The sequence below is a fragment of the Arthrobacter sp. Soil_N43 genome, assembly GCF_057655195.1.
This window is the reverse complement of record NZ_JBDGML010000116.1, coordinates 95,438-120,969: the sequence shown is the minus strand read 5'-3', so window position 1 is coordinate 120,969 and position 25,532 is coordinate 95,438. Positions and strand designations below refer to the sequence as shown.

Genomic DNA, 25,532 nt, shown 5'->3' with positions numbered 1-25,532 from the left:
TTCGGCGACGTCGCGTCCGGCCTCTACCTCAACCCGGAGCATACGGTTACAGATGCAGTCTCCGCCGCTGCCAGCGAGGACACCCTGGTGCTCAAGGCGTTCCTCACGGTTCACCCCTCGAGCATCTACGCCGTATGCGCGCCCGACAACCCGGTCGACGCCGACCACATCGCACCTGAACAGGTCACCCGCCTGCTGGAACAGCTGGCGGAAGAATTCCAATACGTCGTTGTAGACACTGCCCCCGGCTTGCCGGAGATAGGACTGGCTGCCATGGAAGCCTGCACTGATGTGGTTTGGGTCAGCGCCATGGACATTCCCAGCGTCCGCGGCCTCCGCTCCGGGCTGGACGTCCTCCGTCAGCTCGACATTCTGCCCGAGGGAAGGCACGTGGTCCTGAACATGGCTGACGCGAAATGCGGGCTCTCAGTCCAGGACGTCGAATCCACCATCGGCGCACCCGTCGATGTCAGCGTTCCGCGTTCCCGCGCCGTGGCATTCTCCACCAACCGGGGCATTCCGGTACTGCAGGAAGCCAAGAAGGATGCCGCAGTCAAAGGACTTAATCAACTGGTGGAGCGCTTCAGCCCCGCTGGGCAAGCAAAGGGCCAGCGGCGAAGCCACCGACGGGTGGTGGTCTAGATGAAGCTGTCCGAGCGGATCCAGATGGCTCAGGCGAAGTCCGAGACCACGCCTGCCCCGGCCAAGCCAGCGGCGCTGGCCGTTGCTTCTGCCGTGGGCACATCCTCCGCAGCCGCCGCCACGGTTCTCCGGTCGAGGGCCACCAGGAGCACAGCGGAACAGACGGACGCGCCCGGGCCGTCTGCTCCGCCGTCGGTCCGCCGTGAACCCGCGCGCCCAAAGTCTGCTGAGCAGCAGTCCGTAGCGAAGCCTTCACAGCCTCCTGCGGCACAGCACGAAGTCTTCAAGCCCAAGGCCCAGCAGCCGGTGGACGCCTTTGCAGCGCTCAAGCAGCGTGCCGCAAAGGCGCTCTTCGAACGAATGGGGGCCAGGTTTAACGACTCCTCCATCACGGAGAACGAACTTCGCAGCACGGCCAGAGAGGAGCTCATCCGGATCATCGACGCGGAACAGGTTCCGCTGACCGTGGACGAACGCTCCCGCTTGGTGCGCGACGTGGCCGACGACGTGCTGGGCTACGGTCCCCTGCAGCGGCTGCTGGACGATCCCGCGGTCACCGAAATCATGGTGAACCGGATGGACCAGATCTATGTGGAGCGCAAGGGCCAGCTGACGCTGACCGATTCCAGGTTCAGCTCGGAGGAGCACCTGCGCAAGGTCATTGAGCGCATCGTCTCGAAGGTGGGACGGCGGATCGACGAATCATCTCCCCTGGTTGACGCGCGTTTGGAGGACGGCTCCCGCGTCAACGCCGTGATTCCGCCGCTGGCCGTGGGCGGTTCCTCGCTGACCATCCGTAAGTTCAGCAAGGTCCCTCTCACAGTCCAGAACCTCATCGACTTCGGAACGCTCACTCCGGAAATGGCCGAACTCCTGAACGCCTGCGTCAAGGCCAAGCTGAACATCATCGTCTCCGGCGGCACCGGCACGGGCAAGACCACGCTGCTGAATGTCCTGTCCTCGTTCCTTCCTGCCAACGAGCGCATCGTGACCATCGAGGACGCCGTGGAGCTCCAAATCCAGCAGGAACACGTGGTGCGGCTGGAAAGCCGGCCGCCGAACACCGAGGGCAAGGGCGAGGTAACCATCCGCGAACTGCTCCGGAACTCACTGCGTATGCGCCCGGACCGGATCGTTGTGGGCGAGGTCCGTGGCGGGGAATCCCTTGACATGCTGCAGGCCATGAACACGGGCCACGACGGCTCGCTGTCCACCGTCCACTCCAACTCGCCCCGCGACGCCGTCGCCCGCCTGGAGACCCTGGTCCTGATGGCCGGGATGGATCTGCCCCTGCGGGCCATCCGCGAGCAGATCGCATCCGCCGTCAACCTGATCATCCAGATCTCCCGGCTCCGTGACGGCACCCGCCGCATCACCCACGTCACCGAGGTCCAGGGAATGGAAGGGGACATCGTCACCCTCCAGGATGCCTTCGTGTTCGATTACTCGGCGGGTGTTGACCAGCACGGACGCTTCCTCGGTTCCCCCATCCCCACGGGCATCCGGCCGCGGTTTATCGACCGCTTCGAAGACATGGGCATCCACGTTTCGGCGGGTGTCTTCGGCGCCCCTTTGGTCTCCAGCGGAAAGCACTGACGCTAATGGTCCTGACCCTAGGAATCATCCTCCTGATAGCCGCCATCGGCCTTGCCGGCGTGGCGGTGGTGATCCCCCGCACGCCCACGGTGCCTCTGGACCGCCGTCGGCCGTTCCGCACGGAACCAGACTCGCAGCTGACGCGCTTCGCCGGATCAGCCGTCCAAGGAATCGAGCGCTTCCTCGCCAAGCGGAATTTCCGCTTCTTCAACCGGGAAACCCTCGAAAACGCGGGGCTGCGCCTAAGCCAGGCAGACTTCCTGCTGCTGGTGATCATCGGCGCCTTCGTGGGCGCACTGGTGGGCCTGGTGGTTGCCGGACCCTTGCTGGCCATTCTCTTGGTGGTTGCGGCGCCTTTCGGAGGCCACCTTGTGCTCGGGATCCTCACTGGCAAGAGGCGGACCAAGTTTGGTGACCAGCTTGGCGATACCCTGCAGTTGCTCTCCGGCAGCCTCCGCGCGGGCCACAGTATCCTGCGGGCCATCGACGCGGCCGCCAATGAATCGCAAGCTCCGACTTCCGAGGAAATGCGCCGGGTCGTGTCCGAGACGAGTCTCGGCCGGGACCTGCTGGTCTCGCTCAACGACACTGCTGAGCGCATGCAGAACGAGGACTTCGTCTGGATCTCCCAGGCCATCCAGATCAACCGCGAAGTGGGCGGCAACCTGGCTGAAGTCCTGGACCAAGTGAACGAAACCATCCGCGAGCGCAACGAGATCAAAGGCCACATTAAGTCTCTCGCCGCAGAGGGGAAATTCTCCGCCTACATCCTCATGGCCCTTCCCATTGGAATCGTGGCCATGCTCATGGTGGTCAGCCCGGGTTACATGGACAAGATGGTTTCCACAGTCTTGGGCTGGATCATGATCGTTGCCTCGGTCATCCTGATGACCATCGGTGGTCTCTGGATGCGCAAAATCATCGACCTGAAGTTCTGAGGCGGCCATGGATCCCTTGATTCTCCTTTCGCTCCTCCTGGTCTGCGTGCCACTGGGCTACCTTGCCTGGACCTTGCTCTCCACCGACAAAAAAGGCCAAGCGGTTGCCCGCGACATCCTGTCCAGGGGCGCCCACCGGACCGAAGTGGAAAAAAAGGCCAGCACCGGCCTGCTGGAGAAGATCGGTCACCGCATCACCCCCTCCGGCTATGTGCAGAAACTCGATCGTCTGCTTTCCCTCGCCGGCCGCCCGGCAAACCTTCCGCTGGGACGGGTACTCGCCGCGAAACCCGCCCTGGGTCTGGTGGGTGGACTGGTAGGGCTATGGCTGAGTTCCATCGGAACGACGCCGATCATGAAGCTCGTCGGGATCTTCGTCCTCTTCCTTGGCTATTTCATTCCCGATCTGCTGCTCTACAGCAAAGGCATCGAGCGGCAGAAGGCCATGCAGCTGGAGCTCGCCAACACCCTGGACCAGATGCTCATTTCGGTGGAAGCGGGCCTTGGCTTCGAGGGTGCCATGGCCAGGGCGGGCGAGAACGGGAAAGGCCCGCTGGCAGAGGAACTGGTCCGGACCCTGCAGGACATGCAGGTGGGCCGCAGCCGCCGTGAGTCGTACCTGGCGCTGGCCGAGCGGACTAACATCCCCGAACTCCGGAGCTTCGTCCAGGCTGTAGTCCAGGCCGACACCTACGGCATCGCCATCAGCCGGGTCCTCCGTGTACAGGCCAAGGTGATGCGGGTAAAGCGGCGCCAGCGGGCCGAAGAGAAGGCCATGAAACTGCCCGTCATGATCCTCTTTCCGCTGCTGTTCTTCATCTTCCCGGTCCTGTTCATCGCCATCTTAGGACCCGCCGTCATCAACACCATCGAAACCTTCAGCGGCCAGTAGGGTCGGAATTCCGCACTTTTCTCGCGCACCACAAGGAACGCGCAGGGTTTGCACAGGATCCAAGTTGGATCAGGTTTTTCCCAAGGTCAGAAAGTAGCCTTAACACATGTCTAGTTCAGGGTCCGGCACAAGCGACGGCGGCGCCAGCGGCGTCTGCCTGCCTGGTCCCGGGGCTGCCGCGCAGGAGGAACCGGAACAGGCGGACGGGCTCCCAGTCCTCGATCTCACGGTCCTCCGCGAATTGGAGGAGGACATGGGCGGCAGCGGTGTGGCCCGCGCATTCGCCAAGGACTACATCGGCATCTGGGAGAAGCGGCTGGCGTACCTGCAGCAGTCAATCGCGGAGAACGACCCGGAACTCGCGATGGATGCGGTCCTGAGCCTGAAGAACTCCGCCTTCATGGTGGGTGGGTCGCGTCTCGCCAGCCTGGCCGTGGAATCGGAGCGTCTCATCAGGGCCGCTGACCTCCCTGCGGTGCGGGAGCTGTTGCCGGTCATTGCTCAGACGGGCGCGCAGACCGTAGCCGCGCTGAAGCGAAGCTACCTGCGGGGACACTAGGGAGTTCTCCTAATGCGTAGCGAGTGGCCAGTCCACGCCACTGCTCGAAGATTGAAGTTCCGTTCGACGTTCCGGCCCGTGTAGTCCCCTTGGTCAAAGATCACCCGCAAATCATGGGCACCCACAGCTTCAAAGGGGCATTAATGGATGAACGCTCTGGCATCACTATTGACTCGGTCAAGATCCGACGAGTCAACGCAGATGCGAGGTTCAGTCAGGGTTTCTTGTGTGTGCCCTCACCCGCCGGTCGCCAGCCGTCAACTCCTGACATCGACGGCGCGATCTCTGAGATCAGGATGCCTGACTACTCCGACCAGAGGTTCCACGCAGTTGAAGTGAGCCAGGGAACGGCAATCTACATCTTTCCCTTGAGCTCCCCCAACCATGCTCTCGAGGTGGCGGGAATGATTGCCGAAGCAGTTGCTGCAGTGGGCTTCACGGGAACTATCACGGCCTGCTCGGAGAAACTCGGGCCCAGGCCGCGGACAGGGCGCTACGCCTATAGCGCAGCCATCTGTGCTGTGGACGCCGCCGTGGACAACAGCATGACCCCGCTCCACTTTCGATCAGTCAAGAACAATTGGGACAGCTGGGCGGTCGAAAGCTCCACGTTCAAGGACATCGTTGATCTGCTCGCAGGGTGGGCCAAGACCCATACAACTGGAGCGATCCTCGCAGGGCTCCACTTCACGATGTCCCGATGCGAACCGCACCAGGTGGCGGAGGTCATCTCGCGCTGCTGTGAAGACATCGGGTGGGCGGAGCTTCTCTTCCCCACAGCTAGCGGTGACTCTTACGTCCGGTTCTCGGGTGAGGGGTGGATCCTGGCCGGCACCGAAATAAAGCCCGGGAAGGGCGACGCCTTAGAGCCGATGACGAGGTTGCTCAAAGACATGGCACCGCTTTACGACTATGCGGCCGTCGCCAAGGTTCATTTCGGGCTCGTCACCCCGGGGAGCGTGATGAGCCAGTGGGGGCTCCCCTTGCCCGACGATCCCGAACTGTCCGCTGACCACGCGGCGATGAGGAGTTCAGTGCCAGGCATCTTCGCCGTCCAGGTCCTCGGCCCGGGTCATGCCGACCTGCGGCCTGATGGTTTCTGGCAGGTCACACCATTCACGGCAGGACGACGGATGTTCACCGCGCCGAACCCCGATGACTGGTGGACATCGACTAAGCATTTTCCCGCAGTGGGTTTTGACGCCCTAATGGAAGCTAACAAAGCCCTCCTGTTCAAGTGGACCTGACGACCTAAGAAAGCTGTGCCAAGGCAGCTGGAGCGTGTCTCCTAAATCCTGGAGTGGTGGTCAGGGATGCTTGACGGGCGTCTCGTACGTACGGAATTCATGCCCACGCCTACTCCGCCCGCTTCGGCGCCAGCCGGTACCCCACACCGCGGACGGTCACGAGCCAGCGGGGGTTTTGCGGATCCTCATGGAGCTTTCGGCGCAGGTTTCCGATGTGGACCTCGACAGCCCGCTCGTCGGCCTCACTGATGTACGTGTCCTCGCCGTAGTATTCCCCACGGACCACCCGCACCAGATCAGCCCGCGTGCGCACGGCCCCGGTTCCCCTCAACAGCTCCTGCAGCAGGTCAAACTCGCTGCGGGTCAAGCCCAGCGGGGTGCCGCGAAGGGCGACAGTCCGGGTTTCCATGTCGAGCGCCAGGCCGTTGTGCTGCAGCACCTTGCCGCGGCGCACGGTGGTGGCGCCACCTGCACCACCGGCACCGACACCGGCCGACAGCACCGGGACATCAACGTCACCGGCCGTCCCCTGCCGCGGCCGGCGCATCATGGCCGTGATGCGGGCACGCAGCTCACGGGGCCTGAACGGCTTGGTGATGTAGTCGTCCGCGCCGCCCTGAAGCGCCGTGATCGTGTCCAGTTCCTCGTCCCTGCCCGTGAGCATGACGACGTAGGCGTCACTGAACTGTCGGATTCTTCGCAGGACCTCAAAACCGTCTATATCCGGAAGTCCCACGTCAAGCGTGATCACATTGACCCGCTGTTGACGGGCTACGTCAACACCATCACGTCCTGTGGCTGTTGAGTGCACCTCGAAGCCAGCCTGCTGAAGGACCGCATCAAGCAGATTGCGGACGTCGTCGTCATCCTCAATCACCACGGCCACGCCAAGATCGCCCACGACTACCCCATATCAGGTAAATCCACCGCATAGCCCAGCGCAGTGCGGTAAGCAGTACCAGATTACCTAGGCTACAACGTCATGGGGAGAGAAATCCGAAATTCTGCATATGTTTTGCAAGCAACACTCAAAAGCAGGTGGGGACTGCAGACGCAGGAGAATTGGTGTGCATAATGGCACCATGGGTGGGGACAAAATAATACGGTCTCACGTTTCGATAATCGACCCCAAGGGCGGGGGCTGCGCCCATGGGTGAACACGTGCTGGTCCGTGACACTGACCGCTTTTTCAGACGGCTTAAGCCGAGAGTCCAGGTGGCGCTTTGCCAGCTGCCGGTAACGCTCATTCTTGCTGCCATGGCCATTGCGGCGCCTGCGGTATGGCCCACGCTGATCGAGAATCCCGTCTTTATTGCATCCATAGTCCTGATGGGCGCCTTGTTCCTGGCGTGCTTCCTGGTTCCCTGGGAGCGCCTTCCCGTCAACGCCTACTTGGTAATCCCGATTCTTGACCTCCTGGTAATCGGTCTCGCACGCAACGGCGCCGTTCCGGCCGTGGCCGGCCTCGGAGTGCTGGCCATATTCCCGGTGATTTGGCTGTCGGCATCAGGCTCCTTCGTGAAGACCAGCATTGTGCTCAGTTTCATTGGGCCCCTGCTCATCGGGCTGCCTTCACTGGTGCAAAAGTTTCCCAGAATTTCACCTTCGGACATTGCCACTGCAACCCTCTTGCCCCTCATGATGCTGGCCGTCTCCCTGGCTATCCGGTTCGCCAGCGCCAATATCCGTGTGCAGCGACAACGGCTCGAAAAAAAGGATGCCGAACTCCGGGAACTGCTCATTCAAAGCAGGGCACGTGAAAGGCTTTTCAAAACCATCCTTGACACCATCGACGTCGGCATCGTCGCCGTCGACGCCAACGGCCATAAAGTGCTCGTCAACGATCAGCAAAAGGCGTTCCTGCAGGCCGCCTCTCCCGCAGGGGCAGCCGCGGAAATGCAGGAATCCGGGCAACTCATGTTCGGCCAGGACAAGGTCACACCGCTGCCCGAGGATAAGCGACCAATCCGCCGGGCCGTTGCGGGCGAAACCTTTGCGAACTATCTGGTGTGGCTCGGCCAGGGCAGCGCCCGGCGCGCCGTTTCCACGGCGGCCCGGATCATAAGGAACGACGACGGCGGGTTCAGCGGCGCCGTCGTCGTCTACAGCGACGTGACCGGGCTCGTTGAGGCGCTCTCCGCCAAGGAGGAACTGATTTCCAACGTCTCGCACGAATTCCGCAGCCCCCTCATGTCCGTGCTGGGCAACGTTGACCTGGTGCTGGACGAGGCTGAAGCCCTCTCACCGGCGGCAGTGCAAAGGCTGGAAGTGGTGCAGCGCAATGCCGAACGGCTCCTTTCATTGGTCTCGGATCTGCTCGTCTCAGCCTCCACGGTGCTGGCGGTCCACGCCCGGAGGACAGACCTGGCAAGCCTCATCGACACAACCATAGGATCAGCGCAGGCACAGGCCGACGCCTCCAATGTTTCCCTCAGCGTCGATACTCCGGCACCCCTCTGGGCCCATGCCGATCCGTTGCGCATCTCCCAGGCACTCGACAACCTGGTGTCCAATGCCATCAAGTACTCCCCGGACGGCGGTGCGGTGACGGTCCGCGCCCGCACGAGCGAGGACTGGGTGCAGTTGCAGGTCCAGGACACCGGAATGGGCATCAGCGAAGAGGAGACCTCCCGGATCTTCACGCGGTTCTTCCGCACCCAGGCTGCCCGGCAGGCGGCAATCCCCGGGGTGGGCCTGGGTCTCTCGATCACCAAGACCATTGTGGAACGGCACGGCGGGGCCATCACATGCGTGAGCAAGCCGGGGGCGGGAACCACGTTCACCCTGACCCTGCCGCGGGAACATTCCTAGAGAGCCTGGTCCGCGCCTAGTAGGCCCGGGCACGAATCCAGGAGCACCTAATCCAGCGGCAGTGTGACGTTCACGCACGTTCCTGCCGGGGACGAGTCGACCGTCATGTGGCCGCCTGCTGTTTCCACGGCGAGCCGCATGAGCCGCAGCCCCATCCCGGAATGCCTGCCCTGGGTTGCCGCCTCGGCGTCGAACCCTGCGCCGTCGTCGGTTACTTTGAGCTGCACCTCATGGCACAGGGCTGGGTGGCTGAGGCAGCCCAACCGAATCGTCACCGCCGAGGCGTTGGCGAATTTGTAGACGTTGCTGAGGAGCTCCTGGGCCGCCCGGTACAGAAGAGTGGCACACTTTCGGTCCACCTCCATCCCGTGGTGCGGAGCCTCCAAGTGAACCACGGTCCCGCGCTCGCGCAGCGGAAGGGTCAAGCGGTCAATCGCCCCCGCGACGCCAAGCGCATAGAAATCGACCGGATGCGTATCGGTAAGAACGCCACGGACTGCAACAACCTCGTCGCTTGATACTGATTTCATGATTCAACGGTGCGCCTGCGCCCTTGGCATTTTCTTAGGGTTTTCCCAGCCACTCCCCCGTTTGCAGGGGTGCTCTCCACCCCCGCCTTAGGTGAGGGTGTATCCCAGGCCGCGGACCGTCTTGAGCCACTTCGGCGACCGCGCGTCGTCCCCGAGTTTTCGCCGCAGGTTGCCGATATGGACTTCTATCACCCTGTCCGTGTCGACTTTCCGGGGGCGACCCGGACCCAGGTCCTCGAGCTGCAGGTGACGGGCCAGTTCCGCCTTTGTCACGACCCGCTTGCCCCGCTCCAGAATAATGAGGAGCAGGTCGAACTCTGTCTTGGTCAGCTCCAGCGTCCGGCCCGCCAGTTGCACAGAACGGGCGACGGCGTCGACCTCCAGGCCGTTGTGCTCCAGGCACCGTGTCACTGCTTCGGCAACGGTTTCAGAAAGTTCACGATATTCCGGCCGCAGTTGCCGCGGACGCCGCAGCATCCCGTCAACACGCACCCGGAGCTCCCGGGGCCGGAGAGGCGTGACCAGGTAGTCATCCGCCCCGGCATCAAAAGCCTGCACGGTCGCCCCCAGATCACTGCTGGCACTGACAAACAGCAGGTACGCATGGCTGAACTCGCGGATGCGCCGCGCCACCTCAAGGCCGTCCACGTCCGACAGCACGGCATTCAGAGTGACGGTATCCGGCTGCACGGCGCGGACCAGCGCCAGCCCGGCCTCGCCGTTGTCCGAGCAATGCACCTCGAACCCGGCCTCACCAAGAGTCGCGCACAGCAACGCGCAGACTTCCTGATCCTGCTCGATCACCACAGCAACGCGGCGGTCATTCATCCCTTACCCCCTGTAAGGACAACATGTCTCAACACTGCATCCCAGCCTACTAGCAGGCGGCCGGGAACTGAGGCAGGGCCCTCAGAACGGCGATTAATGTAGGGACTTACTCCCGTAGGGCGCGCGTCAGCTCGGCGCGTGCCAGCAGTTCGTCGTCCGACGGGTAGGCCACTTCCTCCAGCACCAGCGGATGGGGCGCCGCCAGCACGGAGCGGGCATCCCGCTTCCTGGCCAGCAGGCGTTCGTGCAGCCATCCCGGCGGCTCGAGCCCCTCCCCCACATACAGCGCCGAGCCCACGAGCGCACGCACCATGTTGTGGCAGAACGCGTCGGCCTGGACGGTGGCCACGATGACGCCGTCCGCGCCGCGCGTGAATTCGAAGCGCTGCAGTTCGCGGATGGTGGTGGAGCCCTCCCGCGGCTTGCAGTAGGAGAGGAAGTTCTGCAGCCCCAGCAGCTTCGAGGCCCCTTCGTTCAGGAGATCCACATCCAACGGTGACTTATGCCAAAGCGTGTCGTACCTGCCCAGCGGATCCCAGTGCGCCGGCCCGTCCGCGATGCGGTAGCTGTAGCGGCGCCACAACGCGGAAAAACGCGCGTCGAACCCCTCCGGCGCAATGGACACCTCGTGCACCACAATCGCGCCGGTCAGGTCCCCGAGCCCCCGGCTCAATGCGCCCCTCAGCCGACGCAAAAGCGCGACGGCGGGATCGAGTTCCGCGCCGCGGTTCAGTCCCAGCCACTCGGCTTCCGTCAGGTCGAGGTGGACCACCTGGCCGCGGGCGTGGACGCCGGCGTCCGTCCGCCCCGCGACGGTCACCCTGACAGGCCGGCGGATCAGCAGCTCCAGCGCCGCCTCCAGGGTTCCCTGGACGGTGCGCAGCCCGGGCTGCACTGCCCACCCGCTGAAGGGACCGCCGTCGTACGCCAAATCAAGCCGGATACGCAAAAACCCGCCGCCCCCCAATACGGGGGCCGCGGGTTTTTGGTCGTTCATAGACTTAAGTCTATGCGAAGAAATCAGCGAATTACTTCGCGTCCTTCTCGTCAGCAGCAGCCTTCTCGTCAGCAGCTTCCTCAGCGGCCGGAGCCTCTTCGGTTGCAGCTTCAGCTTCCGCAGCTGCTTCGGTCTCGGCGACCTCTGCTTCCTCGGCGGGAGCTTCTTCGGCGGGTGCTTCCTCAGCAGCCGGGGCAGCCTTGTCTGCATCGCGCTTGGCGGCAGCAGTAGCCTCGGCTACAACAGCCTGCTTGGCGGAAACCGGCTCAAGAACCAGCTCGATGACAGCCATGGGAGCGTTGTCGCCCTTGCGGTTGCCGATCTTGGTGATGCGGGTGTAGCCGCCGTCGCGGTTCTCCACTGCCTGTGCAATGTCGGTAAACAGCTCGTGGACGATGCCCTTGTTGCTGATCAGGCCGAGTACGCGGCGGCGGGAAGCGAGGTCGCCGCGCTTGGCGAAGGTGACCAGGCGCTCTGCGTACGGCTTCAGGCGCTTGGCCTTGGTGACCGTAGTGGTGATCCGCTTGTGCTCGAACAGTGCTGCTGCCAGGTTCGCGAGCATAAGACGCTCGTGAGCCGGGCCGCCTCCGAGGCGCGGACCCTTAGTGGGGGTAGGCATAATTGTTTCTCCTCATATGGAAGCCGGTGGGCTGCGCACAACATGGTGCATCCAGCCCGCCAGCCAAGATCTGCTTGTTAGAGCTCGTCGTCGCTGAACGCGGCGTCGTCCTCTTCGATGGCTGCGGCGCGCGCGGCGAGGTCGAAGCCGGGAGGCGAGTCCTTGAGGGACAGTCCCAGTTCAACCAGCTTTGCCTTGACCTCGTCAATGGACTTCGCACCGAAGTTACGGATGTCCATCAGGTCAGCCTCGGAGCGGGCAACGAGTTCACCCACGGTGTGGATGCCCTCACGCTTGAGGCAGTTGTAGGAACGGACGGTGAGGTCCAGATCCTCGATCGGCAGAGCCATGTCTGCTGCCAGGGCAGCATCCGTCGGCGACGGGCCAATCTCGATACCTTCAGCTGCGGTGTTCAGCTCGCGGGCCAGACCGAAGAGTTCCACCAGGGTGGTACCTGCGGAAGCAACGGCATCGCGCGGGGCGATGGCCTGCTTGGTCTCGACGTCGACAATGAGCTTGTCGAAGTCGGTGCGCTGCTCAACACGGGTGGCTTCCACGCGGAAAGTAACCTTCAGCACCGGCGAGTAGATGGAGTCGACCGGGATACGGCCGATCTCTGCGTCGCCGGACTTGTTCTGAGCTGCCGAAACGTAGCCGCGGCCGCGCTCGATGGTCAGTTCGAGTTCGAACTTGCCCTTCGAGTTCAGCGTGGCAATGTGCAGATCCGGGTTGTGGAATTCGACGCCGGCCGGCGGAGCGATGTCCGCGGCGGTGACGACTCCGGGTCCCTGCTTGCGCAGGTAAGCAACAACCGGCTCGTCGTGCTCGGAGGAAACCGACAGGTTCTTGATGTTCAGGATGATCTCGGTGACATCTTCCTTGACACCCGGAACCGTGGTGAACTCGTGCAGCACGCCATCGATCCGGATGCTGGTTACAGCGGCACCGGGGATGGAGGAGAGCAGGGTACGGCGGAGGGAGTTTCCGAGGGTGTATCCGAAGCCCGGCTCCAGCGGTTCAATGATGAAACGGGAGCGGTTATCGGAGACGACCTCTTCGGAGAGGGTGGGGCGCTGTGCAATGAGCACTTAGGTTTCCTTTCGGCGAGCATCCGCTATATGACGCAACACAGGTGGTGGAAAATCGGTCTGAAGTCTTAACGCGCTGGGCTTGCCCGGACCCGGTAAGGGTCCGGGCAAGCTCCGGGCAGCGGAAAAGCTTAGACGCGGCGGCGCTTCGGGGGACGGCAGCCGTTGTGCGCGGCGGGGGTGACGTCCTGGATGGAGCCGACCTCGAGGCCAGCGGCCTGCAGCGAACGGATGGCGGTCTCGCGTCCGGATCCCGGTCCCTTGACGAACACGTCAACCTTCTTCAGGCCGTGCTCCTGTGCACGCTTGGCAGCAGCTTCGGCAGCCATCTGTGCAGCGAACGGGGTGGACTTGCGTGAGCCCTTGAATCCAACCTCACCGGCGGAAGCCCAGGAGATGACAGCACCGGACGGGTCCGTGATGGACACGATGGTGTTGTTAAAGGTGCTCTTGATGTGCGCCTGGCCAAGCGCGATATTCTTCTTGTCCTTCTTACGCGGCTTGCGAACCGCGCCACGAGTCTTCGGGGGCATTATTTCTCCTACAGAAAGTTATTGGGGAAAGCTCCGTTAATCCCGGCGGGGATTTTAACGGGCCTTCTTCTTGCCGGCGACGGTACGCTTCGGGCCCTTGCGGGTACGGGCGTTGGTCTTCGTACGCTGTCCGCGTACGGGCAGGCCCTTGCGGTGACGCAGGCCTTCGTAGCTGCCGATTTCAACCTTGCGGCGGATATCTGCGGCCACTTCGCGGCGAAGGTCACCCTCAACCTTGTAGTTGCCTTCAATGTAGTCACGCAGCTGGACCAGTTCGGCGTCGCTGAGGTCCTTTACGCGGACGTCAGCGCTGATGCCGGTGGCAGCCAGGGTTTCGTGTGCACGGGTCTTGCCCACGCCGTAGATGTAAGTAAGCGCAATTTCCAGCCGCTTTTCGCGGGGAATGTCTACGCCAGCGAGACGAGCCATAGTGGCAGTACTCCTTGAATAAACCGGAGGTCGTAGGCAGTACACCCGCACGTTCAGTGCGGCCCCAGCCTCCGACCGGGGGTTAGCTGTCCGGACTCTTTAGAGCTCAATGTTCCAGTTCAGCTTGTGCTGCCTTTTATTTACTTGCGTGGGTTAGCAACCCAGGGATTCCCGGAAGGGAATTAGCCCTGGCGCTGCTTGTGGCGCGGGTTCTCGCAGATCACCATGACCCGGCCATTACGGCGGATCACTTTGCACTTTTCGCAGATCTGCTTGACGCTCGGCTTGACCTTCATGGCGTTCCTTTGCGTGATAGCAGTTGGTCCGATGGACCGGCCTTCGGCAGTTGCTCTGGCCGCCCAACGTTTACTTGTAGCGGTAGACGATACGACCACGTGTCAGGTCGTAAGGGCTCAGCTCCACCACTACCCGGTCCTCAGGGAGAATCCTGATGTAGTGCTGACGCATTTTTCCAGAGATGTGTGCCAGAACGACGTGCTTGTTGGTGAGCTCAACACGAAACATCGCGTTGGGCAGCGCCTCAGTCACTACGCCCTCGATCTCTATGACCCCGTCCTTCTTGGCCATATCCTCCGCTAACTGTTGTTTGCCTCAGCCCACCGGATTGCACCGGGCATGACTGCGGACGTTTTTTTGATTTGATTGATCGTCGCCAGCCGGCCGCAAATGGGCGTGGCAGGGCAGACAACCAACAAGCAACACTACGGCATTTGCTCCGGAATGTTAAATCCAGCCATGGTAGCGCACAATGCCGCCGCGCGCATCAAAATCTGTACGCCGCAAAGGTTCCCGCCGCAGTTGTCACGGCTTCCGCGCTGCGGATCCCGTCCAGGATCGCCAAGCGAACGACGTCGGCTGCCGCGCTCTGCAGGGTGATGAGGCTCACCTGCCGGGCAGTCTCCGTAGTCCGGTCCAGCTTCACGGCGCCCGTCGCCAGGCAGAAGACCGTGTCCCCGTCGGCCAGCGTGTGGCTCGGGTTCAGCGCCCTGGCGAGTCCCGCGTGGGCGGCCGATGCGGTCCGCTTGCACTCGGCAGCATCGAGGGCAGCGTTCGTGGCGACCACGACCAGGGTGGTGTTGAGGGGCGGTCGCTGATTGAGCTTGTCGAAATCAGTGCCCTCGGTTTCCGGGTCCCGCTGATTGAGCTTGTCGAAATCAGTGCCCTCGGTTTCGACAGGCTCAACCACCGGCGGCGGCCACGGCAGACCCAAGGCGTTCACTACTGCCAGGGCCCCGACTACCGCCCCGTTGTCTAAGGTGATGGAGGCTGTGCCCACTCCCCCTTTGAACTGGCCCCGTCCCAGGACCGCTCCGGTGCCGGCTCCCACATTGCCGCGTTCGACGTCGTGCCCGTCCTTCTGGGCCCCCGCGGCGGCAGCCGCCGCGTAGCCCATCCCGGCGTCGGGACGGGCGGAGAAGTCGCCGCCGCGGCCGAGGTCGAAGATGGCCGCGGCCGGGACGATCGGCACCACGCCGCCCGTGACCTCGAAGCCCCGCCCCTGCTCCTCGCACCAGCGCTGGGTGCCGTGCGCGGTGGCAAGCCCGTAGGCGCTTCCTCCGGTCAGCACCACGGCGTCCACCGTCGGGACCAGCGTCGTGGGATCGAGCGCATCGGTCTCGTGCGTGCCGGGGCCTCCACCGCGGACGTCCACCGAGCCCACGGTTCCCGGCGGCGGCAGGACCACCGTCACGCCGCTCAGCCATCCGCCGTCGGACTTTTGCCGGTGCCCGACCCGCAGGCCCGGCACAACAGTGATGGATCCTGTCGTCCCCGCTGTCCCAGTAGCTTCCATGACTCCCATTCTGCACCGTGGCGAGTCCCCGGACCGGGCGTGCCGACACAGATAAGTCCCCGTGACACGCAAAATCCCTGGCGACACCGGAATTCCGGTGTCGCCAGGGATTTTGCGTGTCCCCAAACTAAAGACGCGTCGTCAGGGAATCGGAACGGGAACCACGCCGAGCGGCGCAAGCTGGGCGGCACCGCCGTCGGGCGCTGAAAGCACCCAGATGCCCTTCTCATGGACGGCGACGGAGTGCTCCCACTGGCAGGACCGCTTGCCGTCGGTGGTGACCACGGTCCAGTCATCGTCCAGGACAGCGGTTTCGATGCTGCCCCGCACGAGCATCGGCTCGATCGCGAGGCAGAGGCCCGGACGGATCTTGGGACCGCGGTGGCTGGTGCGGTAGTTCAGCACATCCGGCGCCATGTGCATCTCGGAGCCGATGCCGTGGCCGACGTAGTCCTCGAGGATTCCCAGCGGCTTGCCCGGCACGGCGGAGACGTAGTCGTCCACTGCGCAGCCGATATCGCCCACGAATTTGCCGGTGGCCAGCGCAGCGATGCCCCGCCACATGGCAGCCTGCGTGACGTCCGAGAGACGCTGGTCCTCCGGGTCGGCCGTGCCCACGATGACCGTGCGCGCCGAATCCGAGTGCCAGCCGTCCACGATCGCGCCACCGTCGATCGAAATGATGTCACCGTCCTGCAGGACTCGGGATCCGGGGATCCCGTGCACCACTTCCTCATTCACGGAGGTGCAGATGCTGGCGGGGAACCCGTGGTAGCCCAGGAAGTTCGACTTTGCCCCTGCCTCCAGGAGCACGCCGGCGAACACGTCGTCGAGCTGCTTCGTGGTGACCCCGGGCGCAGCCGCGGCCACCGCAGCGTCCAGGGCGCGGCTCAGGACCAGCCCGGCCTCGTGCATGGTGCGCATCTGGGCGTTGGTCTTGTATTCAATCCGTGGCTGGCCGAATGCCATCTGCGGTTTTCCTCTCGGTGGTGCCCCCGCCGGCGGGGTGTGCCGTGGTGGGCTAAAAGCCGGAGGCCCCTCCCAATGAACCGGGAGGAGCCTCGTAGCGTGGTTACTGAATCAGGCTGCCTGAGCCTCTTTGATGGCCTGCATGACGCGGTCGGTGACTTCGTCGATGGCGCCGATGCCGTCCACCTGGGTCAGGATGCCGCGCTCGGCATACTTGGCCACAACGGCCTCGGTCTGCTCGTGGTACAGGTCCAGCCGGTGGCGGATGACGGCCTCATTGTCGTCGCTGCGGCCGGTTTCCTTCGCACGGCCCAGGAGCCGGGCAACGAGTTCCTCGTCGTCCGCGGTCAGCTGGAGGACGACGTCGAGCTTCTGGTCACCGTTGGCCAGGATCTCGTCGAGGTAGTCAACCTGCGCCGTGGTGCGCGGGTAGCCGTCCAGCAGGAAGCCGTCCTCGACGTCGTTCTCGCTGAGGCGGTCGCGGACCATCTTGTTGGTCACGCTGTCCGGCACAAAATCCCCGGCATCCATGTACTTCTTGGCCTCGACGCCCAGCGGGGTCTCGCCCCTGACGTTCGCCCGGAAGATGTCGCCGGTGGAGATCGCAACGACGCCGAGGCGCTCCGAGATGCGTTCCGCCTGCGTACCCTTGCCGGAACCCGGAGGTCCGATAATCAACATTCTGGTCATCGCAATAGCCCTTCGTAGTGACGCTGCTGTAGCTGCGCGTCAATTTGCTTGACGGTTTCCAGGCCAACGCCCACCATGATCAGGATCGAGGTGCCACCGAACGGGAAGTTCTGGTTTGCGTTGATCAGCACGAGCGCCACCAGCGGGATCAGCGCCACGAAGCCAAGGTAGATGGCCCCGGGAAGCGTGATCCGCGACAGGACGTACTGCAGGTAATCCGCGGTCGGCTTGCCGGCACGGATACCCGGAATGAAGCCGCCGTATTTCTTCATGTTGTCCGAGACCTCTTCAGGGTTGAAGGTGATCGCGACGTAGAAGTATGTAAAGAAAACGATCATGGCGAAGTAGAGCGCCATGTAGATGGGGTGGTCCCCGCGGGTCAGGTTGTTGTTGATCCACTCAACCCACGGCTGCACCGGCTGCCCCGGCTGCGGCTGGTTGAACTGGGAGATCAACGCCGGCAGGTAGAGCATGGAGGACGCGAAGATGACAGGGATGACACCGGCCATGTTCACCTTGATGGGAATGTAGGTGCTGGTGCCGCCCACCGTGCGGCGTCCGATCATCCGCTTGGCGTACTGCACCGGAATGCGGCGCTGTGACTGCTCCACGAAGACCACCAGGGCAACCGTCAGCAAGCCGATGGCGAGAACAAGGAAGAACGTGCCCGGTCCCTGCGAAGTCCAGATGGCGCCCAGGGAGGTGGGGAAGCCTGCTGCGATGGCGGTGAAGATCAGCAGCGACATGCCGTTGCCCACGCCCTTTTCAGTCACGAGCTCGCCCATCCACATGATGAGGCCTGTGCCGGCCGTCAGCGTGATGATGATCAGGATCGTGGTGATGACGCTGTTGTCCGGGATGATCGGCAGGTTGCAGCCGGGCAGCAGCTGCCCGGAGCGCGCGAGGGACACCAGCGTGGTGGCGTTCAGCAGGCCGAGGGCAATGGTGAGGTAACGCGTGTACTGCGTCAGCTTCGACTGCCCCGAGGCGCCTTCTTCATGCAGCTGTTGGAACCGGGGAATGACCACCCGGAGCAGCTGCACGATGATGCTTGCCGTGATGTACGGCATGATTCCCAGAGCAAAGATGGAGACCTGCAGCAATGCACCGCCGCTGAAAAGATTGACGAGCTGGTAGATCCCGCCCTGGGTCTGCCCGGTCGACAAGCATTGCTGGACATTCTGGTAGTTCACACCAGGCGAGGGGATGAAGGCTCCCAAGCGGAAGATTGTGATGATTCCCAGCGTGAACAACAACTTGCGTCGCAGATCAGGCGTTCGAAAAGCCCGGCCGAATGCGCTAAGCAAGCGTCCTCCTCAGAAATTAATAAGTCTTGTGATGCGGGTCAATAAACCCAACAACCGAGTCTAACGGTTGATTGCGCGATGCGAACAATCCGAAAGGGCCGGCGATGACGAAAAACTCCCGGCACGGGGGCCTCGGCCCCGCGTACCGGGAGTTTCAACGACGGGCATCAGCCCACCGTTCCCTGGAGGGATCTCCTAGAGAGCGGTGGTGCTTCCGCCTGCTGCAGCGATCTTTTCAGTGGCGCTGGCCGAGAATGCGTGGGCCGTGACGTCAACCTTGACGGTGATGTCGCCGGTGCCAAGCACCTTCACGGGCTGGTTCTTGCGAACGGCACCCTTTGCAACCAGGTCCTCCACGGTGACAGTGCCACCTTCCGGGAAGAGCTCGTTGAGACGGTCCAGGTTGACAACCTGGAACTCAACCCGGAACGGGTTCTTGAAGCCGCGCAGCTTCGGCAGGCGCATGTGCAGCGGCAGCTGGCCGCCGGCAAAGCCAGCCTTGATCTGGTAGCGGGCCTTCGTACCCTTGGTACCGCGACCGGCGGTCTTACCCTTGGAACCTTCACCACGACCAACGCGGGTCTTGGCGGTCTTGGCACCCGGGGCGGGACGCAGGTGGTGAACCTTCAGCGCGTTCTGCTTCTCAGCAGCGCCGCTCTGTGCCTTTTCAGCAGTGTTCTTCTCTGCCATTTACTTCGCCTCCTCTACCTTTACCAGGTGCGGAACCGTGTTGAGCATTCCAACAGTCACGGCGTCGGCGGTGCGGACAACGGTGTGTCCGATCCGCTTCAGGCCGAGGGACCGCAGGGTGTCGCGCTGGTTCTGCTTGCCGCCAATGGCGGACTTGATCTGAGTGATCTCCAACTGGACGTCGGAGGGAATCAGGTTCTTAGCCATTGCTAGACACCCGCCTTCTGGTTCAGCAGTGCGCGCACCAGTGCCGGCGGAGCGATCTCGTCCAGCGGCAGGCCACGGCGTGCTGCCACGGCTGCCGGCTCTTCGAGGCGCTTCAGGGCGTCAACAGTCGCGTGAACGATGTTGATGGCGTTCGAGGAACCGAGCGACTTGGAGAGGATGTCGTGGATACCCACGCACTCCAGTACTGCACGGACCGGGCCACCGGCGATAACACCGGTACCGGCGGAAGCCGGACGCAGCATTACGACGCCTGCGGCAGCTTCGCCCTGGACGCGGTGAGGGATGGTGCTGCCAACGCGGGGAACGCGGAAGAAGGACTTCTTGGCCTCTTCAACGCCCTTTGCGATTGCAGCGGGAACTTCCTTGGCCTTGCCGTAGCCGACGCCGACCATGCCGTTACCGTCACCAACGACGACGAGTGCGGTGAAGCTGAAGCGACGACCACCCTTGACGACCTTGGAAACGCGGTTGATGGTAACAACGCGCTCTACGAACTGGCTCTTCTCGGCTTCACGGCCGCCGTCGCGACCGCCACGGCCACCACGGTCGCCGCGGCCCTGGCCACGGTCGCCACGCTCGCCGCGACGGGCGCCACCACGGCGGTCGTCGGCAGCTGCGGGGGCAGTGGTCTCAGTGGCCTCAGCAGCTACGGCTTCAGGCGCCTTCTGATCTGCAGACACAGTGTCCTTTTCCTTGTTTGCTTCCGTCACAGTGACAGCCCACCTTCACGTGCACCGTCAGCGACGGCGGCGATCCGGCCGTGGTACTTGTTACCACCACGGTCGAAGACAACAGCTTCGATGCCGGCAGCCTTGGCGCGCTCGGCTACGAGCTCGCCAACGCGCTTGGCCTTGGCGGTCTTGTCGCCGTCGAATGCACGAAGGTCAGCTTCCAGTGTGGACGCGCTCGCTACGGTCAGGCCCTTGGTGTCGTCGACAACCTGGACGAATACGTGGCGTGCGGAGCGGTTGACGACCAGGCGAGGACGTGCAGCCGTTCCGGAGATGCGCTTGCGGATACGAAGCTGGCGGCGGCTGCGCGAAGCAGACTTGCTCTTGTTCGTACGCTTCTTGTTAATTGCGATGGCCATGGTTACTTACCAGCCTTTCCGACCTTGCGGCGGATGACTTCGCCGGCGTAGCGAATGCCCTTGCCCTTATAGGGGTCCGGCTTACGCAGCTTGCGAATGTTGGCAGCAACCTCGCCGACCTGCTGCTTGTTGATGCCTGAGACAGAGAGCTTGGTCGGCCCCTCTACTGCAAAGGTGATGCCGGCCGGTGCCGAAACGCTGACCGGGTGGCTGAAGCCGAGAGCGAACTCAAGGTCAGATCCCTTGGCCTGAACGCGGTAACCGGTACCGACGATTTCAAGCTTCTTCTCGTAGCCTGCGGTGACGCCCTGGATCATGTTGGAGATCAGGGTGCGGGTCAGGCCGTGGAGTGAACGGGAGGCGCGCTCGTCGTTCGGGCGGGCGACAGTCAGGGTGCCATCTTCCAGGGTGACCTCGATCGGGCTGGCCACAGTGTGGCTCAGCTCGCCTTTGGAACCCTTGACGCTGACGACAGAGCCGTCAACCTTGACCTCAACGCCGGCAGGAACGGTGATGGGGAGACGTCCAATACGTGACATTATTCTCTTCCTTTCCCGTTACCAGACGTAAGCGAGGACTTCGCCGCCCACGCCCTTCTTGCCGGCCTGCTTGTCAGTCAGGAGGCCGGAAGAGGTGGACAGGATTGCGACACCCAGGCCACCGAGCACGTGCGGCAGGTTGGTGGACTTTGCGTAAACGCGCAGTCCCGGCTTGGAAATACGACGAACACCGGCGATGGAACGCTCGCGGTTCGGACCGAACTTGAGCTCGAGAGTCAGCTTCTTGCCGACTTCAGCGTCTTCTTCTTTCCAGGAGGCGATGTAACCTTCAGCCTTCAGGATGTCGGCAACGCGTGCCTTGAGCTTGCTGTAAGGCATAGACACGGAATCGTGGTATGCCGAGTTTGCGTTGCGCAGACGCGTAAGCATATCTGCGACAGGATCTGTCATAGTCATTTGGGCTCTTGCCCTTCCTCGTAACGGTTTCCGCCGCGCTGTCCCTGGGGGATCAAAGCGGCCGGACCTTTTACGTAGCTAATTAAGCTTCGGTCTTGAACGGGAAACCAAGCGCCTTGAGCAGCGCGCGGCCTTCGTCGTCGGTCTTGGCGGTGGTCACAACCGTGATGTCCATACCGCGAACGCGGTCGATGGAATCCTGGTCGATCTCGTGGAACATAACCTGCTCGGTCAGACCGAAGGTGTAGTTGCCGTTGCCATCGAACTGCTTGCCGCTGAGGCCGCGGAAGTCACGGATACGCGGCAGAGCCAGCGTGACCAGACGGTCCACGAATTCCCACATGCGGTCGCCACGCAGGGTAGCGTGTGCACCGATGGGCATGCCTTCGCGCAGCTTGAACTGGGCGATCGACTTGCGGGCCTTGGTTACCTGCGGCTTCTGGCCGGTGATCAGGGTGAGGTCGCGGACAGCGCCGTCGATCAGCTTGGAGTCCTTGGCGGCATCTCCAACACCCATGTTCACAACAACCTTGACCAGGCGGGGAACCTGGTTAACGTTCTGGTACTTGAATTCATCCTGGAGCGTGCTCTTGATGGATTCTGCGTACTTGGTCTTCAGACGAGGAACGATCTTCGTTGCCGGAGTCTCGAGAGTCTCAGTCATTAGATGTCCTTCCCGGAGCTCTTGGCCACGCGTACGCGCACTTCGCGCTTCACGCCATTGCGCTCCACGGTCTCGGTGCGGAAGCCAACGCGCGTGGGCTTCTTGGTGGACGGGTCAACCAGGGCCACGTTGGAGATGTGGATCGGTGCCTCGACGACCTCGATGCCACCGGTCTTGGTGCCGCGCTGCGACTGACCGACCTTGGTGTGCTTGGTTACGCGGTTAATGCCTTCAACCAACACACGGTTGGTGTCCGGGAAGACGCGCAGAACTTTGCCCTGCTTGCCACGGTCGCCGCCGCGCTCAGCCTTGGCGCCAGTGATGACCTGAACCAGGTCACCCTTCTTGATCTTAGCCATGGACTAGAGCACCTCCGGAGCCAGAGAAACGATCTTCATGAACTTCTTGTCACGGAGTTCACGACCAACCGGTCCGAAGATACGGGTGCCGCGGGGGTCACCGTCGTTCTTCAGGATCACAGCTGCGTTCTCGTCAAACTTGATGTAGGAACCATCCGCACGGCGGCGTTCCTTCTTGGTACGGACGATGACAGCCTTGACGACATCGCCCTTCTTTACGTTGCCGCCCGGGATTGCGTCCTTGACGGTAGCGACGATGACGTCGCCGATGCCTGCGTAGCGACGGCCAGATCCACCGAGAACGCGAATGGTAAGGATTTCCTTAGCACCCGTGTTGTCGGCGACCTTGAGTCGCGACTCCTGCTGAATCACTATTTACTCCTTGCGTCGCGCCGGTTCTCAGACCGAAAATCTTCCTACGGAATGAGCCTTGCGGAACGGTTGATCGGGGTGTCTCTTGACCTGCCTGGATTTTGCCAGACCAGGCCTAAACGCCCGTGCCAAAAACATTTGCTTCCCAGGCGGATTTGGACGCAGTCCAAGCGCAAGGGGGCACTATGCCGTGGCACGATTGTTTACGAGGTTTGCTGACGGCACACAAAAGGCGCCATACAAACTCAAAATCTTAGCACAGTTCGCGCCCATCCCCATATCACAGCAGCCGGGGCTCCGCTAAAGCGGGTTCCCCGTTTAACGCGGAAAACCCCCGCTCCCAGAGGGAACGGGGGTTTCCGGCGCGCCGCGCCTGGAGAGGCGAAGCTGCAGGTGTTACTTGGCCTTTTCGAGGATCTCCACCAGGCGCCACCGCTTGGTAGCGGAGAGCGGGCGGGTCTCGGCGAGGAGCACGAGGTCGCCTATGCCGGCGGTGTTCTCTTCGTCGTGAGCCTTGATCTTCGAGGTGCGGCGGATGACCTTGCCGTAGAGGGCGTGCTTCACGCGGTCTTCAACCTGGACAACAATGGTCTTTTCCATCTTGTCCGAGACTACATAGCCGCGCTTCGTCTTACGGTAACCGCGCTCGCCAGCCGTAGCCGTTGCGGAAACAGTTTCCGTCACGTTCTCGTCCTTTTCACTCACTTGGCGTCCTCCTCAGTCTCAGCCTCGGCCGGCTTTTCAGCCTTCTCAGCCTTGGCTGCGGACTTCTTGGACTTCTTTTCTTCCTTGGCTTCCGCAACCGGTGCGGCAACCTCGGCACGAATGCCCAGCTCGCGCTCACGGAGAACGGTGTAGATGCGTGCGATGTCCTTCTTTACCGCGCGCAGACGACCGTGGTTCTCCAGCTGTCCGGTGGCGGACTGGAAACGCAGGTTGAACAGCTCTTCCTTGGACTTGCGGAGTTCTTCAACGAGACGCTCGTTGTCGAAACCGTCCAGCTGTGCGGGTGCGAGATCCTTCGACCCTACTGCCATTTCTATTCACCACCTTCGCGACGCACAATGCGTGCCTTCAACGGGAGCTTGTGGATTGCCAGGCGCAGGGCCTCGCGAGCTACCTCTTCATTGACACCGGAGAGTTCGAACAGAACCCGGCCCGGCTTGACGTTAGCGACCCACCATTCCGGAGAACCCTTACCGGAACCCATGCGGGTTTCGGCCGGCTTCTTCGTCAGCGGACGGTCCGGGTAGATATTGATCCAGACCTTACCGCCACGCTTGATGTGGCGGGTCATCGCGATACGGGCAGATTCGATCTGACGGTTCGTGACGTAAGCCGGGCTCAGTGCCTGGATACCGTACTCACCGAAGGAGACCTTGGTGCCGCCCGTAGCAGCGCCGGAACGACCCGGGTGGTGCTGCTTACGGTGCTTGACTCGACGTGGGATAAGCATTTAAGCCTGTCCTCCTTCTGCTGCCTGTGCCGGTGCGGCAGGAGCTGCCTCGGCTGCCGGAGCTGCAGCAGCAGGTGCTGCGTCGGCTGCCGGACGGTCGGTACGACGGCGGCGGTCACCACGGTCAGCGCCACCCGGGCGGCCCGGACGGTCGCCAGTGCGTCCGCGGGACGGAGCAGCAGCTGCCTGCTGAGCCAGTTCCTTGGAGGTGACGTCACCCTTGTAGATCCAGACCTTCACGCCGATGCGGCCGAAGGTGGTCTTGGCTTCGTAGAAGCCGTAGTCGATGTTCGCGCGGAGGGTGTGCAGGGGCACACGGCCTTCGCGGTAGAACTCCGAGCGGGACATTTCTGCGCCACCCAGACGGCCGGAGCACGCGATACGGATACCCTTGGCACCGGCACGCTGCGCGGACTGCATGGCCTTCTTCATCGCACGGCGGAAAGCCACACGGGAAGTCAGCTGCTCAGCAACGCCCTGGGCAACAAGCTGGGCTTCCATCTCGGGGTTCTTGACCTCGAGGATGTTCAGCTGAACCTGCTTGCCGGTGAGCTTTTCGAGCTCGCCGCGGATGCGGTCTGCTTCGGCGCCGCGGCGGCCGATAACGATGCCCGGACGTGCCGTGTGGATGTCCACGCGGACACGGTCGCGGGTGCGCTCGATCTCAACCTTGGCGATACCGGCGCGCTCCATGCCCGTGGACATGAGCTGGCGGATACGGATGTCTTCGCGAACGAAGTCCTTGTACCGCTGACCGGACTTGGTGCTGTCAGCGAACCAGTGCGATACGTGATCGGTGGTGATGCCGAGTCGGAACCCGTGCGGGTTTACTTTCTGTCCCACTTAGCGAGCCTCCTCTTTCTCCGGGGTAGCGACTACCACGGTGATGTGGCTGGTGCGCTTCTTGATCTGAAATGCACGACCCTGAGCACGCGGCTGGAACCGCTTCATGGTCGGGCCTTCATCAACAAACGCTTCGCTGATGATGAGGTCACCTTCGTCAAACGCAACGCCGTCGCGGTCCGCGAGGACCCGGGCGTTGGAGATTGCCGACTGAACTACCTTGAATACCGGCTCAGAAGCTGCCTGGGGGGCAAACTTCAGAATTGCCAGAGCCTCGTTCGCTTGCTTACCACGAACAAGGTTGACGACGCGCCGGGCCTTCATAGGCGTTACGCGGATGTGACGCGCAATTGCCTTGGCTTCCATTGCTTTCCTTCTCTCGTCTT

The 25,532-nt window shown here is 62.7% G+C and carries 35 protein-coding genes; 7 read left to right on the top strand and 28 right to left on the bottom strand.

Annotated elements, in window-relative coordinates; translation table 11 throughout:
- The 6 genes from AC3A3W_RS18150 to AC3A3W_RS18125 all read left to right on the top strand — a co-directional run.
- On the top strand, window positions 1-642 hold a 642-nt coding region (locus tag AC3A3W_RS18150), incomplete at its 5' end, for a CpaE/TadZ family protein (RefSeq protein WP_487444361.1).
- Entirely contained in the window at window positions 643-2,238 is a 1,596-nt protein-coding gene (locus tag AC3A3W_RS18145) for a TadA family conjugal transfer-associated ATPase (protein WP_487444360.1), read from the top strand.
- A gap of 5 nt (window positions 2,239-2,243) precedes the next feature.
- On the top strand, window positions 2,244-3,176 hold the full coding sequence (locus AC3A3W_RS18140) for a type II secretion system F family protein (RefSeq protein WP_487444359.1): 933 nt from the start codon (window positions 2,244-2,246) through the stop codon (window positions 3,174-3,176).
- A 7-nt stretch (window positions 3,177-3,183) separates the two neighbouring features.
- Window positions 3,184-4,068, top strand: a complete 885-nt coding sequence (locus tag AC3A3W_RS18135) for a type II secretion system F family protein (protein WP_487444358.1) — start codon at window positions 3,184-3,186, stop codon at window positions 4,066-4,068.
- Between the two features lie 106 nt (window positions 4,069-4,174).
- Window positions 4,175-4,627, top strand: a complete 453-nt coding sequence (locus AC3A3W_RS18130) for an Hpt domain-containing protein (protein WP_487444357.1) — start codon at window positions 4,175-4,177, stop codon at window positions 4,625-4,627.
- Window positions 4,628-4,770: 143 nt separating this feature from the next.
- Window positions 4,771-5,874 (top strand): hypothetical protein, encoded by a 1,104-nt coding sequence (locus tag AC3A3W_RS18125; RefSeq protein WP_487444356.1) that lies wholly within the window; start codon window positions 4,771-4,773, stop codon window positions 5,872-5,874.
- A 109-nt stretch (window positions 5,875-5,983) separates the two neighbouring features.
- On the opposite strand, the gene AC3A3W_RS18120 is transcribed toward AC3A3W_RS18125, so the two are convergent.
- A complete protein-coding gene (locus tag AC3A3W_RS18120; RefSeq protein ID WP_487444355.1) occupies window positions 5,984-6,775 on the bottom strand; it encodes a response regulator transcription factor in 792 nt (263 codons plus the stop codon).
- A gap of 248 nt (window positions 6,776-7,023) precedes the next feature.
- On the opposite strand from AC3A3W_RS18120, the gene AC3A3W_RS18115 reads away from it, so the two are divergent.
- Entirely contained in the window at window positions 7,024-8,685 is a 1,662-nt protein-coding gene (locus tag AC3A3W_RS18115; RefSeq protein ID WP_487444354.1) for a sensor histidine kinase, read from the top strand.
- Window positions 8,686-8,732: 47 nt separating this feature from the next.
- Here the strand turns inward: AC3A3W_RS18115 and AC3A3W_RS18110 are convergent, their stop codons facing one another.
- The 27 genes from AC3A3W_RS18110 to rplV form a co-directional block, all read right to left on the bottom strand.
- Window positions 8,733-9,215, bottom strand: coding sequence for a sensor histidine kinase (locus tag AC3A3W_RS18110; RefSeq protein ID WP_487444353.1), 483 nt, complete (start codon window positions 9,213-9,215; stop codon window positions 8,733-8,735).
- An 87-nt stretch (window positions 9,216-9,302) separates the two neighbouring features.
- The gene (locus tag AC3A3W_RS18105; protein WP_487444352.1) at window positions 9,303-10,019 is read right to left on the bottom strand and encodes a response regulator transcription factor; all 717 of its coding nucleotides are present in this window, start codon (window positions 10,017-10,019) and stop codon (window positions 9,303-9,305) included.
- Window positions 10,020-10,149: 130 nt separating this feature from the next.
- The gene (gene truA / locus AC3A3W_RS18100; protein ID WP_487444351.1) at window positions 10,150-11,040 is read right to left on the bottom strand and encodes a tRNA pseudouridine(38-40) synthase TruA; all 891 of its coding nucleotides are present in this window, start codon (window positions 11,038-11,040) and stop codon (window positions 10,150-10,152) included.
- Between the two features lie 31 nt (window positions 11,041-11,071).
- Window positions 11,072-11,659 (bottom strand): 50S ribosomal protein L17, encoded by a 588-nt coding sequence (gene rplQ, locus AC3A3W_RS18095; RefSeq protein WP_487444350.1) that lies wholly within the window; start codon window positions 11,657-11,659, stop codon window positions 11,072-11,074.
- A 77-nt stretch (window positions 11,660-11,736) separates the two neighbouring features.
- Window positions 11,737-12,747, bottom strand: coding sequence for a DNA-directed RNA polymerase subunit alpha (locus AC3A3W_RS18090; protein WP_056626606.1), 1,011 nt, complete (start codon window positions 12,745-12,747; stop codon window positions 11,737-11,739).
- 131 nt (window positions 12,748-12,878) lie between these two features.
- Window positions 12,879-13,280, bottom strand: a complete 402-nt coding sequence (gene rpsK, locus AC3A3W_RS18085; RefSeq protein ID WP_102973678.1) for a 30S ribosomal protein S11 — start codon at window positions 13,278-13,280, stop codon at window positions 12,879-12,881.
- A gap of 54 nt (window positions 13,281-13,334) precedes the next feature.
- Window positions 13,335-13,709 carry a 30S ribosomal protein S13 gene (rpsM, locus tag AC3A3W_RS18080; protein ID WP_090950898.1) on the bottom strand — a complete coding sequence of 125 codons (375 nt, stop codon included), beginning with the start codon at window positions 13,707-13,709 and terminating at the stop codon, window positions 13,335-13,337.
- Between the two features lie 182 nt (window positions 13,710-13,891).
- A complete protein-coding gene (gene rpmJ / locus AC3A3W_RS18075) occupies window positions 13,892-14,005 on the bottom strand; it encodes a 50S ribosomal protein L36 (RefSeq protein WP_009358722.1) in 114 nt (37 codons plus the stop codon).
- A 70-nt stretch (window positions 14,006-14,075) separates the two neighbouring features.
- Window positions 14,076-14,297 (bottom strand): translation initiation factor IF-1, encoded by a 222-nt coding sequence (infA, locus tag AC3A3W_RS18070; RefSeq protein WP_011775571.1) that lies wholly within the window; start codon window positions 14,295-14,297, stop codon window positions 14,076-14,078.
- Between the two features lie 196 nt (window positions 14,298-14,493).
- Entirely contained in the window at window positions 14,494-15,522 is a 1,029-nt protein-coding gene (locus AC3A3W_RS18065; RefSeq protein WP_487444349.1) for a P1 family peptidase, read from the bottom strand.
- Between the two features lie 141 nt (window positions 15,523-15,663).
- Complete coding sequence (map, locus tag AC3A3W_RS18060) at window positions 15,664-16,491, bottom strand: type I methionyl aminopeptidase (RefSeq protein WP_487444348.1); 828 nt, start codon at window positions 16,489-16,491, stop codon at window positions 15,664-15,666.
- A gap of 111 nt (window positions 16,492-16,602) precedes the next feature.
- Window positions 16,603-17,172, bottom strand: a complete 570-nt coding sequence (locus AC3A3W_RS18055) for an adenylate kinase (RefSeq protein ID WP_487444364.1) — start codon at window positions 17,170-17,172, stop codon at window positions 16,603-16,605.
- 5 nt (window positions 17,173-17,177) lie between these two features.
- Window positions 17,178-18,488, bottom strand: a complete 1,311-nt coding sequence (gene secY / locus AC3A3W_RS18050) for a preprotein translocase subunit SecY (protein ID WP_205652785.1) — start codon at window positions 18,486-18,488, stop codon at window positions 17,178-17,180.
- A gap of 195 nt (window positions 18,489-18,683) precedes the next feature.
- Complete coding sequence (gene rplO, locus AC3A3W_RS18045; protein ID WP_205652786.1) at window positions 18,684-19,178, bottom strand: 50S ribosomal protein L15; 495 nt, start codon at window positions 19,176-19,178, stop codon at window positions 18,684-18,686.
- Window positions 19,179-19,385, bottom strand: coding sequence for a 50S ribosomal protein L30 (rpmD, locus tag AC3A3W_RS18040; protein WP_011692794.1), 207 nt, complete (start codon window positions 19,383-19,385; stop codon window positions 19,179-19,181). It abuts the gene before it with no gap.
- Between the two features lie 2 nt (window positions 19,386-19,387).
- The gene (gene rpsE, locus AC3A3W_RS18035; RefSeq protein WP_205652787.1) at window positions 19,388-20,116 is read right to left on the bottom strand and encodes a 30S ribosomal protein S5; all 729 of its coding nucleotides are present in this window, start codon (window positions 20,114-20,116) and stop codon (window positions 19,388-19,390) included.
- A complete protein-coding gene (gene rplR / locus AC3A3W_RS18030; protein ID WP_214968820.1) occupies window positions 20,113-20,496 on the bottom strand; it encodes a 50S ribosomal protein L18 in 384 nt (127 codons plus the stop codon). The genes rpsE and rplR overlap by 4 nt, the downstream gene beginning before the upstream one ends.
- 2 nt (window positions 20,497-20,498) lie before the next feature.
- Complete coding sequence (gene rplF, locus AC3A3W_RS18025; protein ID WP_487444347.1) at window positions 20,499-21,035, bottom strand: 50S ribosomal protein L6; 537 nt, start codon at window positions 21,033-21,035, stop codon at window positions 20,499-20,501.
- 18 nt (window positions 21,036-21,053) lie between these two features.
- Entirely contained in the window at window positions 21,054-21,452 is a 399-nt protein-coding gene (gene rpsH, locus AC3A3W_RS18020) for a 30S ribosomal protein S8 (protein WP_056425243.1), read from the bottom strand.
- An 82-nt stretch (window positions 21,453-21,534) separates the two neighbouring features.
- Complete coding sequence (gene rplE, locus AC3A3W_RS18015) at window positions 21,535-22,116, bottom strand: 50S ribosomal protein L5 (RefSeq protein ID WP_487444346.1); 582 nt, start codon at window positions 22,114-22,116, stop codon at window positions 21,535-21,537.
- Window positions 22,116-22,475 carry a 50S ribosomal protein L24 gene (rplX, locus tag AC3A3W_RS18010; RefSeq protein WP_205652789.1) on the bottom strand — a complete coding sequence of 120 codons (360 nt, stop codon included), beginning with the start codon at window positions 22,473-22,475 and terminating at the stop codon, window positions 22,116-22,118. Before rplX ends, rplE begins: the two co-directional genes overlap by 1 nt.
- A 3-nt stretch (window positions 22,476-22,478) precedes the next feature.
- A complete protein-coding gene (gene rplN / locus AC3A3W_RS18005) occupies window positions 22,479-22,847 on the bottom strand; it encodes a 50S ribosomal protein L14 (protein WP_003803789.1) in 369 nt (122 codons plus the stop codon).
- Between the two features lie 396 nt (window positions 22,848-23,243).
- Window positions 23,244-23,552, bottom strand: coding sequence for a 30S ribosomal protein S17 (gene rpsQ / locus AC3A3W_RS18000; protein ID WP_205652790.1), 309 nt, complete (start codon window positions 23,550-23,552; stop codon window positions 23,244-23,246).
- Window positions 23,549-23,884, bottom strand: coding sequence for a 50S ribosomal protein L29 (gene rpmC, locus AC3A3W_RS17995; protein WP_205652791.1), 336 nt, complete (start codon window positions 23,882-23,884; stop codon window positions 23,549-23,551). Before rpmC ends, rpsQ begins: the two co-directional genes overlap by 4 nt.
- Before the next feature lie 2 nt (window positions 23,885-23,886).
- Window positions 23,887-24,303 (bottom strand): 50S ribosomal protein L16, encoded by a 417-nt coding sequence (gene rplP / locus AC3A3W_RS17990; RefSeq protein WP_003803795.1) that lies wholly within the window; start codon window positions 24,301-24,303, stop codon window positions 23,887-23,889.
- Complete coding sequence (gene rpsC, locus AC3A3W_RS17985) at window positions 24,304-25,146, bottom strand: 30S ribosomal protein S3 (protein WP_205652792.1); 843 nt, start codon at window positions 25,144-25,146, stop codon at window positions 24,304-24,306.
- A complete protein-coding gene (rplV, locus tag AC3A3W_RS17980; protein WP_003803798.1) occupies window positions 25,147-25,512 on the bottom strand; it encodes a 50S ribosomal protein L22 in 366 nt (121 codons plus the stop codon).
- Between the last annotated feature and the right edge of the window lie 20 nt (window positions 25,513-25,532).

What these genes read in the sequence shown, in the direction of transcription:
- AC3A3W_RS18145 (WP_487444360.1), top strand. Translation starts at nt 643, where the DNA reads ATGAAGCTGTCCGAGCGGATCCAGATGGCTCAGGCGAAGTCCGAGACC.
- AC3A3W_RS18140 (WP_487444359.1), top strand. Translation starts at nt 2,244, where the DNA reads ATGGTCCTGACCCTAGGAATCATCCTCCTGATAGCCGCCATCGGCCTT.
- AC3A3W_RS18135 (WP_487444358.1), top strand. Translation starts at nt 3,184, where the DNA reads ATGGATCCCTTGATTCTCCTTTCGCTCCTCCTGGTCTGCGTGCCACTG.
- AC3A3W_RS18130 (WP_487444357.1), top strand. Translation starts at nt 4,175, where the DNA reads ATGTCTAGTTCAGGGTCCGGCACAAGCGACGGCGGCGCCAGCGGCGTC.
- AC3A3W_RS18125 (WP_487444356.1), top strand. Translation starts at nt 4,771, where the DNA reads ATGGATGAACGCTCTGGCATCACTATTGACTCGGTCAAGATCCGACGA.
- AC3A3W_RS18115 (WP_487444354.1), top strand. Translation starts at nt 7,024, where the DNA reads ATGGGTGAACACGTGCTGGTCCGTGACACTGACCGCTTTTTCAGACGG.
- AC3A3W_RS18110 (WP_487444353.1), bottom strand. Translation starts at nt 9,215, where the DNA reads ATGAAATCAGTATCAAGCGACGAGGTTGTTGCAGTCCGTGGCGTTCTT.
- truA (WP_487444351.1), bottom strand. Translation starts at nt 11,040, where the DNA reads ATGAACGACCAAAAACCCGCGGCCCCCGTATTGGGGGGCGGCGGGTTT.
- rplQ (WP_487444350.1), bottom strand. Translation starts at nt 11,659, where the DNA reads ATGCCTACCCCCACTAAGGGTCCGCGCCTCGGAGGCGGCCCGGCTCAC.
- rpsK (WP_102973678.1), bottom strand. Translation starts at nt 13,280, where the DNA reads ATGCCCCCGAAGACTCGTGGCGCGGTTCGCAAGCCGCGTAAGAAGGAC.
- rpsM (WP_090950898.1), bottom strand. Translation starts at nt 13,709, where the DNA reads ATGGCTCGTCTCGCTGGCGTAGACATTCCCCGCGAAAAGCGGCTGGAA.
- rpmJ (WP_009358722.1), bottom strand. Translation starts at nt 14,005, where the DNA reads ATGAAGGTCAAGCCGAGCGTCAAGCAGATCTGCGAAAAGTGCAAAGTG.
- infA (WP_011775571.1), bottom strand. Translation starts at nt 14,297, where the DNA reads ATGGCCAAGAAGGACGGGGTCATAGAGATCGAGGGCGTAGTGACTGAG.
- AC3A3W_RS18065 (WP_487444349.1), bottom strand. Translation starts at nt 15,522, where the DNA reads ATGGAAGCTACTGGGACAGCGGGGACGACAGGATCCATCACTGTTGTG.
- map (WP_487444348.1), bottom strand. Translation starts at nt 16,491, where the DNA reads ATGGCATTCGGCCAGCCACGGATTGAATACAAGACCAACGCCCAGATG.
- AC3A3W_RS18055 (WP_487444364.1), bottom strand. Translation starts at nt 17,172, where the DNA reads ATGTTGATTATCGGACCTCCGGGTTCCGGCAAGGGTACGCAGGCGGAA.
- rplO (WP_205652786.1), bottom strand. Translation starts at nt 19,178, where the DNA reads ATGGCAGAGAAGAACACTGCTGAAAAGGCACAGAGCGGCGCTGCTGAG.
- rpmD (WP_011692794.1), bottom strand. Translation starts at nt 19,385, where the DNA reads ATGGCTAAGAACCTGATTCCCTCCGACGTCCAGTTGGAGATCACTCAG.
- rplR (WP_214968820.1), bottom strand. Translation starts at nt 20,496, where the DNA reads ATGGCCATCGCAATTAACAAGAAGCGTACGAACAAGAGCAAGTCTGCT.
- rplF (WP_487444347.1), bottom strand. Translation starts at nt 21,035, where the DNA reads ATGTCACGTATTGGACGTCTCCCCATCACCGTTCCTGCCGGCGTTGAG.
- rpsH (WP_056425243.1), bottom strand. Translation starts at nt 21,452, where the DNA reads ATGACTATGACAGATCCTGTCGCAGATATGCTTACGCGTCTGCGCAAC.
- rplE (WP_487444346.1), bottom strand. Translation starts at nt 22,116, where the DNA reads ATGACTGAGACTCTCGAGACTCCGGCAACGAAGATCGTTCCTCGTCTG.
- rplX (WP_205652789.1), bottom strand. Translation starts at nt 22,475, where the DNA reads ATGGCTAAGATCAAGAAGGGTGACCTGGTTCAGGTCATCACTGGCGCC.
- rpmC (WP_205652791.1), bottom strand. Translation starts at nt 23,884, where the DNA reads ATGGCAGTAGGGTCGAAGGATCTCGCACCCGCACAGCTGGACGGTTTC.
- rplP (WP_003803795.1), bottom strand. Translation starts at nt 24,303, where the DNA reads ATGCTTATCCCACGTCGAGTCAAGCACCGTAAGCAGCACCACCCGGGT.
- rplV (WP_003803798.1), bottom strand. Translation starts at nt 25,512, where the DNA reads ATGGAAGCCAAGGCAATTGCGCGTCACATCCGCGTAACGCCTATGAAG.